General features: G+C 65.0%; 11 protein-coding genes. 4 read left to right on the plus strand and 7 right to left on the minus strand.

The genetic code is table 11. From position 1 onward, the window contains the following. Positions 1-38: 38 nt before the first annotated feature. Both N826_RS05420 and N826_RS05425 read right to left on the minus strand, forming a co-directional pair. Entirely contained in the window at positions 39-848 is an 810-nt protein-coding gene (locus N826_RS05420; protein WP_044426493.1) for an enoyl-CoA hydratase/isomerase family protein, read from the minus strand. Next, a complete protein-coding gene (locus tag N826_RS05425; RefSeq protein WP_044426496.1) occupies positions 838-1998 on the minus strand; it encodes a CaiB/BaiF CoA transferase family protein in 1161 nt (386 codons plus the stop codon). The genes N826_RS05420 and N826_RS05425 overlap by 11 nt, the downstream gene beginning before the upstream one ends. Positions 1999-2090: 92 nt before the next feature. Here N826_RS05425 and N826_RS05430 point away from each other — a divergent pair, with 92 nt between their 5' ends. Beyond that, positions 2091-3641 carry a class I adenylate-forming enzyme family protein gene (locus tag N826_RS05430; RefSeq protein WP_044426498.1) on the plus strand — a complete coding sequence of 517 codons (1551 nt, stop codon included), beginning with the start codon at positions 2091-2093 and terminating at the stop codon, positions 3639-3641. On the opposite strand, the gene N826_RS05435 is transcribed toward N826_RS05430, so the two are convergent. From N826_RS05435 to N826_RS05455, 5 genes are all read right to left on the minus strand, one after another. Further along, positions 3627-4742: a HupE/UreJ family protein gene (locus N826_RS05435; RefSeq protein ID WP_044426501.1), complete on the minus strand. Its 1116-nt coding sequence runs from the start codon at positions 4740-4742 to the stop codon at positions 3627-3629. The two genes, N826_RS05430 and N826_RS05435, sit on opposite strands and share 15 nt — an antisense overlap. Before the next feature lie 3 nt (positions 4743-4745). Continuing rightward, the gene (locus N826_RS05440; protein WP_044426503.1) at positions 4746-5732 is read right to left on the minus strand and encodes a Vgb family protein; all 987 of its coding nucleotides are present in this window, start codon (positions 5730-5732) and stop codon (positions 4746-4748) included. Beyond that, positions 5726-6940, minus strand: a complete 1215-nt coding sequence (locus N826_RS05445) for a WD40/YVTN/BNR-like repeat-containing protein (protein ID WP_044426505.1) — start codon at positions 6938-6940, stop codon at positions 5726-5728. The genes N826_RS05440 and N826_RS05445 overlap by 7 nt, the downstream gene beginning before the upstream one ends. Positions 6941-7029: 89 nt before the next feature. Then, positions 7030-8031 (minus strand): MBL fold metallo-hydrolase, encoded by a 1002-nt coding sequence (locus N826_RS05450; protein WP_044426506.1) that lies wholly within the window; start codon positions 8029-8031, stop codon positions 7030-7032. A gap of 63 nt (positions 8032-8094) precedes the next feature. Then, positions 8095-8667 carry a hypothetical protein gene (locus tag N826_RS05455; RefSeq protein WP_044426508.1) on the minus strand — a complete coding sequence of 191 codons (573 nt, stop codon included), beginning with the start codon at positions 8665-8667 and terminating at the stop codon, positions 8095-8097. Between the two features lie 527 nt (positions 8668-9194). Between N826_RS05455 and N826_RS05460 the strand changes: the two genes are divergently transcribed. The 3 genes from N826_RS05460 to N826_RS05470 all read left to right on the plus strand — a co-directional run bounded on the left by N826_RS05460 (position 9195) and on the right by N826_RS05470 (position 12233). Next, on the plus strand, positions 9195-10952 hold the full coding sequence (locus N826_RS05460) for a pyrroloquinoline quinone-dependent dehydrogenase (RefSeq protein ID WP_084720514.1): 1758 nt from the start codon (positions 9195-9197) through the stop codon (positions 10950-10952). Between the two features lie 71 nt (positions 10953-11023). Further along, positions 11024-11395 (plus strand): c-type cytochrome, encoded by a 372-nt coding sequence (locus N826_RS05465; RefSeq protein WP_044426509.1) that lies wholly within the window; start codon positions 11024-11026, stop codon positions 11393-11395. A 19-nt stretch (positions 11396-11414) separates the two neighbouring features. Further along, the gene (locus N826_RS05470) at positions 11415-12233 is read left to right on the plus strand and encodes a substrate-binding periplasmic protein (protein WP_044426511.1); all 819 of its coding nucleotides are present in this window, start codon (positions 11415-11417) and stop codon (positions 12231-12233) included. Positions 12234-12238 lie beyond the last annotated feature (5 nt).

Consider the following 12238-nt stretch of genomic DNA (forward strand, 5'->3'; position numbering starts at 1 on the left):
TTCCCTCCCCCCTTCAGGCCTGTTGAAAGGCCCGGATTTCAGCGGCCCTTGAAGTTCGGGCGTCGTTTTTCGTTGAAGGCAAGCACGCCTTCCCGCCGGTCCTCGGTCGGGACCATCCGGTTATAGGCTTCGATTTCGTAGGCCAAACCGTCCCACACCGACATCTGCATGCCCCGGTGCATCGCCTGCTTGGCCTGCCGGACCGAGATCGGCGCGTTGCCGGCGATGCGCTCCGCCGTCTTCAGCGCCTCGGGCACCAGATCGCCGATCGGTAGGACCCGGTTGAGCAGACCCCAGTCCAGCGCCTGCTGCGCCGTGAAGGGCAAGCCGGTCAGGATGACCTCCTTCGCCCGGCGTTCGCCCATCGCACGCGGCAGGTTCTGGGTGCCGCCGGCCCCCGGCATGATACCCAGCGTGACCTCGGTCAGTGCGAACCGGGCGTGTTCGGCGGCGTAGGCGAAGTCGCAGGCCGCCGCGATCTCGCAGCCGCCGCCATAGGCGGCGCCGTTCACCGCGGCGATGCTGGGGATCGGGCAGCCCATCAGCGCACGGATCATCCGCTCGTAGATGGCATGCTGGCGCTGCCACGCCTCGTCCGTCATGCCCTTCCGTTCCTTGAGGTCGCCGCCGGCGCAGAAAGCCTTCTCCCCTTGGCCGGTCAGCACCAGACACCGGATGTCGTACTGGTCGATGGCGAAGTCTTCCAGGAGAGCCACGAGGTCGAGGCCCATCTGGGTGTTCATGGCGTTGGAGGCTTCGGGCCGGTCGAGCGTCACCAGCAAGACGTGCTCGCCCAGCCGTTCGAGCTTGAGCGTGTCGAATTCGATCCGTTCAAGTTTAACGGGCATTCGCGGTCTCCCTCGATAGCGTGGCGCCGGTGTGCTGCCCCAGTTCCGGCGCCTTGCCGGTCCGGCGTGGGCGGACGCCGTCTAAAGTCATCGGCAGTCCAGCCAACGGCAGGCCGGCATCGTCGCGGAACATGCCGAGACCTTGGGTCTGCGGATGCTCCATCACCTGATCGACCGTCTGGATCGGGGCACAGGGCACACCTGCGGCATCGAGCGCCGCCGCCAGTCCTTCCAACGTCATTCCGGCCATGTGCCGTTCGAGGTCGGAGACCAGCCGGCCCCGGTTGACGACCCGCAAGGCATTGGTCGCGAACTCCGGATCGTCGGCAAGGTCGCCGCGGCCGAGCGCCAGGCAAAGCTTGCGGAACAGCCCGTCATTGCCGGCGGCGACCATCAGCCAGCCGTCCCGCGTCTCGAACGCCTGATAGGGCACGATCTCGGCCAGCCCCGATCCGTGGGGACGGCGGACCTCGCCGGAGGCCGCGTATCCCGCCAGATGGACCGTCATCCATGCCAGCCCGGTTTCATAGAGCGATGTCGCGACATGGGCGCCGCTGCCCGTACCGCTGCCGTTGCCGGCGCGGGCCAGCAGGGCCGCCAGGATGCCGATCACCGACCACATGCCGGAACCCATGTCGACCAGCGAGACGCCGACCCTGACCGGCGGCCTGCCGCCTTCTCCGGTGACGCTCATGATACCGGAGAACGCCTGGACCAGCGGATCGTAACCGGGCTTCGACGCCATCGGGCCGTCGGCGCCGAAGGCTCCGATATCGCTGTAGACCAGATCGGGTTTGACTTCGCGCAGCGATGCGGCGTCGAGGCCGTGTTTCGTCAGCAGTCCGGGGCGCAGGTTCTGGATCACCGCATCGGCTTCCTCCAGGATCAGCCGCCGCAGGTTCGCGACGTCCTCCGTCTTGGAAAGATCGACCGCGATGCTTTCCTTTCCACGGTTCAAACTGTGGAACGCGCTTGCGGTTCCTTCCCAGAACGGCGGTCCCCAGCCGCGCGCATAATCCCCGCCCGCCGGATTCTCGACCTTGATCACCCTGGCTCCCAAATCCGCCAGGATCAGTCCGGCGTACGGTGCCGCGACGCTATGGCCGATTTCCACGACGACAATGCCGCTGAGCGGTAATGTCCCTGACATCGTTCCTCCCGTTTCTTGTGAAGGAAACGGTAATGTGCGAAGCTGCGCCGAGTCAAGAAAACGTTTCCACAAAAACTTCCAGGAGGGAATGCATGCCGGGTTCGATCTGCTGGGAAAACGAGTTGGCTCCCCTGGCCCAGCGTCATGCCGGGCGGACGGCCATATCCGACCTCGAAGGCGACGTGACCTTCGCCGAACTGTTCAGCCGTGCCGCCGGCGTCGCGGGACGGCTGGTCGATGCGGGTGTCGGTCCCGGAGAGCCGGTCGCTACGTTTCTCAAGAACGGCCGACGTGCCGTCTGGGCAAGCTACGGCGCCGTCATGGCCGGAGCGGCGGAAACGCCGCTGAACACTCTCCTGTCACGGGACGAGATCGCCCACTGCCTCTGCATCGCCGGTATCCGGCGGGTCGTCACCGACCGGGAAGGAGCAGCCTTACTCGATGGTATTGTCACCGAAACACATCGAGTTGACGAGATCGCGCCGGCTGGTCTGGGCGGGACTGGTCTGCCGGCCGTGGCGGAGGACGCCTGGGGAAAGATCGTCTTCACCTCCGGCACCACTGGGGCGCCCAAGGGAGTCGTCTACACCCATGGTGGGCGCTGGACCGCCAATATCCTGCTGCGCGCGACGCTCCAGATAGCGCCCGGCCCAGGCGACAAGGTGCTGCTGATGACGCCCTATTCGCACGGCTCGTCACTGCTGTGCGGCGCTTTCCTAGACGGTGGAGCGGCGGCGTTCCTGCTGAACGGCGTCGATACCGCGACGGTTCTGCCGATCCTGGAGGAGCGCCGCGTCGATCAGGTCTTCGCGCCGCCGACCGTCTTGGCGAAGATCGTCGCCGCTGTTGGTGATCGGACTTTCCCGCATATTCGGACCGTTTTCACCGGAACGGCGCCGCTGTCGCCCGAACTCTACGCCAAGGCCCGCCATGTCTTCGGCCCTGTCGTTCGGTTGACCTACGGCAAGTCGGAGATCTTCAATCCGATCACTGTCCTGACGCCGGAGGAAACCGATGCATGGTACTCCGACCCCGATGCCGGCAAGAGCATCTGCGTCGGATGGCCGGCCAGCGGCGTCGAGATCCGTATCGACCCGCAGCCGACTGCCGACGGAGAAGTGAATGGCCTCCCCGGAACCGGAAGGCTTCTCCTGCGCGCCCGCCACATGTTGGCCGGCTATCTGACCGGCCAGGGCTTCGCACCTCTCGCGACGGACGAATTCCACGAGACCGGCGACATCGGCATGGTCGACGCTCTCGGCCGCCTCCACCTGTGCGGACGAGAGGGCGACCTTATCAAGTCCGGCGGCTACCGGGTTTCGCCGGACGAGGTCGAAGGCTACCTGCGCCCCGCACTGCGGCAGGGCGAATTGCTGGTCGTTGGGCTGCCGTCGCCCTACTGGGGCGAAGTCATCACCGTGGCCACCGCCGGAGCCGAACCCGGCTGGGAGCGCGAACTGGCGCCTGCGCTGGAGCGCATGACTCCGTACAAGCGCCCCCGTCTGTTCGTCACGCTGCCGGAACTGCCGCGCAACGCCATGGGAAAGATAGTCCGGGCAAGGGTCCGGTCGATCATCGCGGAGGACTACGCGATGATCGACGGTCCCAAGGTCTCGCTCACCCGCCGCTCACGCGACGAATAGCGTCCGTTCGGCAAGCCAGTAAAGCCCCAGGGACATGATCGCCAAGGACCCGGCATAGACGACACCCGGCCGCCTCATGCCGGTCATTCCGGATGCCGTCGTCAGGCGGTCGAGCAGCAGAAGCGCGGGAACCGCTACGGCGACGATCGCAAGTTGGCCAATCTCGACGCCGACGTTGAAGGAGGCCAGCGCCGGAACGACCGCCCCGGTCGGCAGGCCGAACGCCTGCAAGGCGCCGGCGAAGCCGAAACCGTGAATCAGGCCGAGGACGAAGGTGTCGCGCCAACGCTGATCGACGTCCCGCGAAATGAAGTTTTCGGCGGCGACATAGACGATGCTCGCCGCAATGGCGGGCTCGACCAGGGACGGCGGCAGCACGGCAACGCCGCTGGCTGCCAGCGACAGGGTAATGCTGTGGGCCGCCGTGAAGGCCGTGACGATCTTGACGACTGGCATCAGCCTGCGTGCCCAAAGCAGAATGGCGAGCAGGAACGCGACATGGTCGTAGCCCAGGAAGATGTGCTCGATACCGGACGCGATATAGCGCAGCACCGTCTCCATCAGGTCCGGTGCCGCGTTGGAAAGTGCCGCCTCCGTCTGATCGCCGTTCAGCAGGACCTGCGCCGGTCCCGCGCTGCCGCTCTCGTCTTCGTTCTCGATCAGGACGATCTGACGGGCCGACGGCTCGATTTCGGTCAGTACCGTCGACCGGTAGACGAGTGCGCCGGTGACGCCGGCACAGTCCCATTCCAGCGTGACGGCAATGCCGTCCCGGTCGGGCGCAGTTCCTGTCGATACCTGCCGGCAGGCCGCTCCGCCCTCGCCCCCGACGGTTGCGTTGCGGGTGAAGTAGCGAAGGATCGACTCGGTGGCATCGCGAAGCGCATCGCCGTCGACGGTGCCGGTCGCGGCGTCGTAGATCGCCGATCCGATTGCCCGATCGACATCGCTGCCCTTGATGCCGATCGTCGCAACTATGGCGTCGCCCCTTATCGAGAGACGGGCATTGGTCAGGTTGACCTCGTGTGCCCCAGCGGATCCGGGCCGCAGGATCAGGGCCAGCAGGACGAGAAGGACTGCAAGCGGAAGTTTCCCGGTCATGGCTCAATCACGGGCGTATTGGGCCGGCAGCATACCGACATAGCCGGTGATATCGGCGTACCAGACGCCGCCGTCGCGATCGATCGCCAAGCTGTAGGGCCGCGCGCGTTCCCGAGGGATCTTGAACGTCGCGACCTTGCCGTCGCGCAGTCGGCCAAGGCTGCCGGTGCGCAGCATGCCGAACCAGACGCTCCCGTCCGGCGCCGCCACCAGACCGCTCAGCCCGGCATTCTCGGTCGGTACGTCGAACTCCGTGAACATCCCGTCCTTGAACCGGCCGATCCGGTTCCGCCAGAACTGGATGAACCAGGCCGAACCGTCCGGCCCGACCGCGATGTCGGTCGGCACCGACCCGCGCTGAGGTATGTCGAAGGACTGCACGGAGCCGTCGCCCCCGACGCGAAGGAGCTGGTTCGCATCCTGAAGCGTCGCCCATACGGCGCCGTCCGGCGCCGCCGCCACGCCGTAGGGACCGCCCGGCAAGGCGTCGTAGACGTGCCGGGTCAGCGTTCCGTCGCGCAGGCTGGTGATGCTGAAACTAGTGCCCTCGGCGAACCAGGCGGCGCCGTCCGGCGCTACGGAAAGCCGACCCAGGCGAACGATTGGTGTGTCCAGCGGGTAGCTTGTAATCGTGCCGGACGGATCGATCCGCTTGACCGCCCTGGCAGCCGCGTCGGTGTACCAGGCGCCCCCGTCGGATGCGGCGCCGAGGCCGATCGGCTCGACATTGCGGCCCTGTGTCGGCAGCCGCTCGATCTTGCCGTCGCGCACGCGTCCGATCGCGTCGGCAAGGTCCAGCGTGAACCAGATCGAACCGTCCGGCGCCGCCGCCACGGCCGTCGGCATGTCCTGGGGCTGCGTCATCGGATACTCGACGAACCGCGCCTCCGCTCCGGCGCCGGCGAACCGGTTGAGCGCGACGGCGGTTGTCGCCGCTACCGTCAGCAGTACTGCCGCACCGATGCCGTGCAGGCGGGAAATCTTCAGCATGATGGTACCCGTGGCGGCAAAGGTCCGGCAAGCGTCGCGGAGGGGGACCGGCGCGCCGCCCGTCTCGTGAGCGTGAAGCGCGTCATCAGAACAGCGACGATGGCCAGGAGGGTCAGGCCGAAGATCAGCCCGCCCTTCAAGGTTATGGAACCGGAACGTGGTGCGGTTTCGGCGGAGTCGACCGCCGCGCGCCAGATATCAGGATAGGGAGTGCGCGAGAACACGGCGTAAAGGGTCGATGGATCGTGTGGGACGCGGAAGAGCGGTCCGGCTTCGAGATGGAACGGCAGGACACCCTCTCTAGGCGTCCAGTCGTCTCCGCCGTTCTCGCTCCGGTACAGCCCCCGGTGCGTCGAGACGGTCAGCGAACGCCCCGCCGGATCGGCCGCGATGCCCCGGACAGTCGTTTCCGGTGGCAACGGTTTGCCCACTGACCGCCAGCCGGAGCCGGCATCGTCGGACACATGGATGCGGCCCGCCTGTGCCGCCCAGATACGGCCGGGCACCGTCAGGTCCGGCGCCAGGGTGTCGACCGGTTCAGGCCCCAGCCCGGTGCCTCGTGCTTCCCAGCTGTCGCCGCCGTCCGCGCTCGCCATGATCCTGCCGTCGATGACCGCATAGAGCGTTTCCGCGGTCTGCTCCGCCGTCGCGGCAGCGACTGCAACGCCGGTCATCGGTCCCCGTCCATGAGGCGCACCGGTGATGGAATCGAAGCTCCGCCCGCCGTCTTCGCTCCTGAACAGGCGTGAGCGGCCCAGCAGGTACAAGCGGCCCGCTCCCGCCCCCGTCGCAAGGGTGCGGCCGGGCACTGCGCCGTCCGGCGTTTTCGACCGTTTCCAGTTGCCGTCCTGCAAGCGGAAGACGCCGGTGGGCGTCACGCAGACCGCACTCCTGCCGTCCTTCTCGAAAATCACCGAGAAGACGGCGCCCCCGATCAGCGACGGCGCTTCGGGCATCCAGCTTTGACCGCCGTTCCGCGACGCCATCAGGCCGAGATCCGTTCCCATCAGCAGATGGGCCCGATCGAGCGGATCGACGGCGACGGAAAGCGCCGCGCTGAGGAACAGCCCCGCATCCGCGTTGAGCCAGGTGCGGCCCAGGTCGCGCGACCGGAACAACCCGCCATAGGTCGCGGAGTCGTGCGCCCCGGCATCGGATACCGTCAGGACCAAGGCTACGGCGAGCATCCGAATGATGATACCGATCACGGAAACTCCTCGCCGCAGCGCTTGCAGTGGTACCGGGACTTGAAGCCGGCCGGCCTCGTCAGCCGGCCGGTGGTCTCTGTTGCACCTGCTCAGGGCTTGTGCGACCGCTCGCCGGCAGCCAGGGCGATCTCCGCCATGCGCGAGCCGTTGGGGCCGACCCAGGAGTTCTTGGTGAGCGGGTACTTGTCGGTGTAGGACAGCGGCTCATGCGCCGCGACGCAGTTCTCGTACCCGCCGGTGATCTTGTAGCACTTCTCGTAGGCCAGGAACTGCTGGACCGAATCCGTCTGCTGGACATTGGCGACCATCCAGTCCCGAATGCCTTCCCAGGACGAATAGGCATCGGACCCGAATACCAGCTTGCCGATGCTGGTCGGGACTTCCAGCAGTTGGGAGCCGGCGGTATGGGCGCGGAACGCGGGGTGGATCTTAACGCCGGGCATGATCTCCATCTCGCCGTCGACGATCACGGCCTTGCCGTGAAGGACCTTGCCGTAGATCTCGTCCATGGTCAGCGGCATGTAACCGCAAGCCGGCGTGCGGTAGCAGCCGCCGGGATCGCTGTTGATCGCCCGGATGTGCGGTTCGGGATAGTTCAGCGCCCACTCGATGCCGCGCAATTCCTCCCGCTGGACGTAGACGACCGCGTTCGGGAAGTCGGACAACTGACCGGCATGGTCCCAGTGGCCGTGGCCGATGACGATCCTGGTCACGGCGGCGGCGTCGAAGCCCAGCGCCTTGAGCTGTTCCGGCAGCGGCGCCCAATGGTCCGATCCCGTCATCTTGAGATAGTCCTGCTGCTTCCAGCCGGAATCGTACAGCATCAGGTCGTTGCCGCACTTGATGACGCCCAGATTGACCGGCAGGTCGATCGTGCTGATATTGTTCATCGGATTGGAGCTGTTCGGGACGAAGGCCCGGTCGGGCATGAAGGAACCGAACGGCACGTTCATGAAGCGGCTGCTTTCGACCAGCCACACCGAGCAGTTCTGCGGCTGCTGGGCCTGCGCGGCGCCGCAGTTCGCCATGGCCAGGACCGCAAGGCCCGCCGTCGCGATCGTTTTCATCAGGGTCGTCATCAGGCGTTTCATGTGCTTGCTTCCCCCCGGTTCTTGTTTTCTAACTTCGAGTTGACAGAGGATCGCTGTCCGGCGTCAGTGCGGCTTGTACTCGCCGGGCCATAGGCGGTCTCCGACCCGCAGCAGTTCCTCCGCCGCCCGATGGGTCATCGCCTGCGCATCGATCAGGTAGGCGTCATTGACGTTGTCGCCTGCATCTTGCGAAACCTTCATCATCTCCGCCGATGCCGTCACGTAAAGGTCGACCGCGGCCAGATACCGGCGGCCGATGTCCTGCATCGACGCAGGTGTCTGAAGCTTACCGGCATGGTCCGCTGCCGCGGCGAACTGGCCGGACAGCGATCTTATCGTCTGCACCAGCCGGCCCGTATCGTGATGTTCGGTTTTATAAAGGACGCCGGCAAAACTCATTTCCACGGCGGCCAGTTTGACGGCGCCGTGGATCTGCCCCAATTCGGCGGCATAGACTTCCTCTTCGGCGCTGAGCGCCGGGCGCTCGCGGATAGGTCCGGAAGTTGCGGATTGGGCGGACTGGCTGACGATGGCGCGCGTCGCGAGGGGGTGGGCCGTATAGGTCGCTATCCCCGCCAGCGCCAGAAAGGCCGCCACCAGAATCAGGAGCGGAACGAACGCGATTCGAAACGGCAAGACCTAGTCCTTTCCCTGCCGATATGATGTCTTCTCCTTTCGCACGGGCGAGAAGGAGGCGGCAAAAAATCCGCAGATTATTGCCGCATTGCAGTATAGAAATTCATGGATGACTTGACTCTGCCATGTTGTCCCAGGTTTTTGGTTTAATAAACACCGAAGTTTGGGTGTATACCATTCGATATTGTTTCTACTGAAACTGCCCAATGCGTAAGCGGACTCTGTCAGGTATGTTTTATATCGTTCTGAGAAATATAAATTCGCCGTACCATTTCGATCTTTCAAGAAAATAGGAGCAATGAATTAATACCTTTGCGTCTAAAAATACACCTATACTTTGAAAACGCTTGGGCATCTACTTCAGACAGGATTGGAAATGCCCATATCCCGGTTTTCACCAATACAGGTCTGACCCTGGAAGGTCCCGAGTGCTCGGTGCGTGAAGCGGCGACTTGTTTCGCCGTGGCCAGGAAATGCGGCCGGCTGACGGCTGCCAAGGAAACAAAATTGCAAGGGAGGATCACTCAATGATACCTGCGCGCAATCACGTCACATCCCATGGCCTCAGAAAGTTCACTGCCCTGCTCGGACTGACCTTGGCCGCCGGTCTGGCCGCCTCGACAGCCGGCGCCGTCGATCCGTCGCGTATCGTCGATGCCGACAAGTCGCCCGCCGACTGGCTGACGTATCACGGTTCCTACAAGTCCTATCACTACAGTGCTCTGGACCAGATCAACGCGGACAATATCCGCAATCTTCAGGTCGCCTGGACCCATGTGCCCGGCAGGTCCACCCGCGGTCTGCAATCCATGCCGCTGGCCGCCGACGGCGTCCTTTATTACTCCGGTTCCTACAGCAGGCTCTTTGCGCTGGACGGCGCCACCGGCGAGGTGCTGTGGACCCATTTCCCTGAACTCAACGAAGACCTGATCGCCACCCAGACCCATTCGCCCTACAATCGGGGTATCGCGCTCGGCCACGGCAAGGTCTTCGTCGGCACCGTGGACGGCAGGCTGATCGCCGTCGACATGAAGACGGGCGAACCTGCCTGGGACACCAAGCTGATCGATTCCGAGAAATTGACGGTGGGCTTCACCGGCGCGCCGTTGCTGGTCAAGGATACCGTCATCATCGGTGCCCAGGGCGGCGAATGGCCGTCGCGCGGCCCGATCTTCGGCGTCGACGCCGCCACCGGCAAGAAGAAGTGGGAGTTCTTCACGGTCGCCGGCACGGAGGAGGCGAAGGCGACCTGGGGCAACGAGTCCTGGCGCACCGGCGGCGGCGGCGGCTGGATGCCCGGCACCTACGATCCCGAAACAAACGCTGTCTGGTGGGGCACCGCCAATCCGGCGCCTCTCTACGACTGGGCCGGCGATAAATGGCAGAAGGAAGGGCCAAGGCCGGGGCTGAACCTGTATACGAGCTCGGTCATCGCGCTCGACCCCGATACCGGCAAGCTCAAGTTCTTCCACCAGGAACTTCCGCATGACGCGTGGGACTTCGACAGCGCGGTCGGCGAGTTCCTGAACATAGACCGGAATGGCCGCAAACTGATGGTCCATCCGAACAAGAGCGGCTTCATCTTCGTCTACGACCGCAGCAACGCCGAAATTGCCAACGTCTGGCGGCTGGTTCAGAACATCAACTTCGTCAAGGACATAGATCCCAAGACCGGCGAGTTGATCGGCCGCCGTGACATGGCGGCCGGCAAGCATTCCAACCTGTGCCCGGCGATCCCCGGCGGCATAAGCTGGAACACCGGCGCCTACAATCCCAATTCCGGCCTCTATTACAAGGTCGGGCAGGAATGGTGCATGGATCTCGAAGTCGTCAAGACGACACCGATCGTCGAGCCTCAGATCCAGCTCAACATCGGCGCCAACTTCCAGCTTCGCGATCCCGAGGGCGGCAAGGCCCACGGCCATGTCTCCGGCCGCGATCCGGTGACCGGCGAAAAGAAATGGGAAGTCAACTTCACCGAACCGCCGCTCGCAAGCCTCCTCACGACCGGCGGCAACCTGCTGTTCGTTCCCGACGCGCGCGGCTATCTCAGGGCGCTGAACGCGACGACCGGCCAGGAGGTCTGGAAGCACAACAACGGTGTCGGCCACAACGGCGGCATCATCAGCTACAGCGCCAAGGGCAAGCAGTACGTCGCGGTCGAGACTGGCTGGGGGTCGCTGGTCGGCGACGAATACGCCGCCCTGTTCGGCGAGCCGTACAAGAGCATGCCGAAGGACTCCGGCGCCCTGGTGGTGTTCGCGCTCCCCGATCAGCCGAAGTGATCATGTGCCGTGGCCGGGCGGGGAGGCCTCCCCGCCCGGCTCATCCCAGGTGGTTCCGGAGATGGTCCGACATGAGTCCTTCCATGGTCCCTGACCGGCGCATGGCCTGCTGGACGGCGGCGGTCTTCCTGACCGTCGCGCTGGCCGGCCAGGCGCTGGCCGAGGCTCAACCCACGACCGACGAAAAGACGAAGACGGAACAGGCCGAGGTTCCGGTGAACGGCGAGGTCCTGTTCGCCACCTCCTGCGGCTGGTGCCATCAGCAGGGCGGCCGGGCTGCCGGACGCGGTCCGAAGCTTGCCGGCAGCAAGCGCGACGACGACTTCATCCTGAACAGGATCAAGCGCGGCAAGCAGGGCGCCATGCCCTCTTTCGAACACTCCTTCAACGACGAGCAGATCCACGCGATCCTGGCTTATATCAGGGCGCTGCCGGCCCAGTAGAACCGCGAGGCTTTCATAGATGATCCAGCAGCGAAGAAGAGCCGGGCGGACACGGCTCGCCGGCTACCTCGTCCTTCTGTCGATATCCGCTCTCGTCGCGGCAATGCCGCAAGCGTCCGCCCGGCCGCTCGATTCGATTAAGACCAGGGGGAGCCTGTCGATCTGCGCCCATCCCAACGCCCTGCCGTTCGCCAGCCGCAAAGGCAATCCGCCCGGTTTTCAGATCGAGCTTGCCAGGTCGATCGCCCAACAGCTCGGCGTCGGCCTGTCGGTCGAATGGGTCATCAGCGGCAACCAGTTCCGCATTGCCGACTGCGATCTCATCATGGATACCATCATCGATCCGGATGCCCTGGAGCAGCGCCGCCTGCGGGCGTCGATCCCGTATCAGCACGGCGGCGTCGAACTGGCGATGCGCTCCGATGCGCCCGGGATCGCGACCCCGCGCGACCTGAATGGCGAGCACCGGGTCGGCGTCATGTCGGGTTCGATGACCCACATGATCCTCAACCGGCGCGGCGTGAAGACGATCCCGTTCGGCTTCGAGGACGAGATGATGGCGGCGCTCGACAGCGGCGAGATCGACGCGGCTGCCGCCTCTCCCGCCAGCATTGGCTTCTTCAACATGAACCATCCCGAACGCAAGCTGCGCGTGATGGCTCTAGGCGACGGCGAACCGGACATGTCGTGGGATATCGCCGTCGGCATGCGCCGGTCCGACAGCCAGTTGCGCGGCGAGATCGACCGGGCCGTGGAACGGCTGCTCGCCGACGGCACGGTCCGGACGATCTATGCCCGGTACGGGATCGAGCATCGGGCGCCGCAGCGCAAGCAATGACCCGA

It is taken from the genome of Skermanella aerolata KACC 11604, assembly GCF_000936425.1.
Classification (GTDB): domain Bacteria; phylum Pseudomonadota; class Alphaproteobacteria; order Azospirillales; family Azospirillaceae; genus Skermanella; species Skermanella aerolata.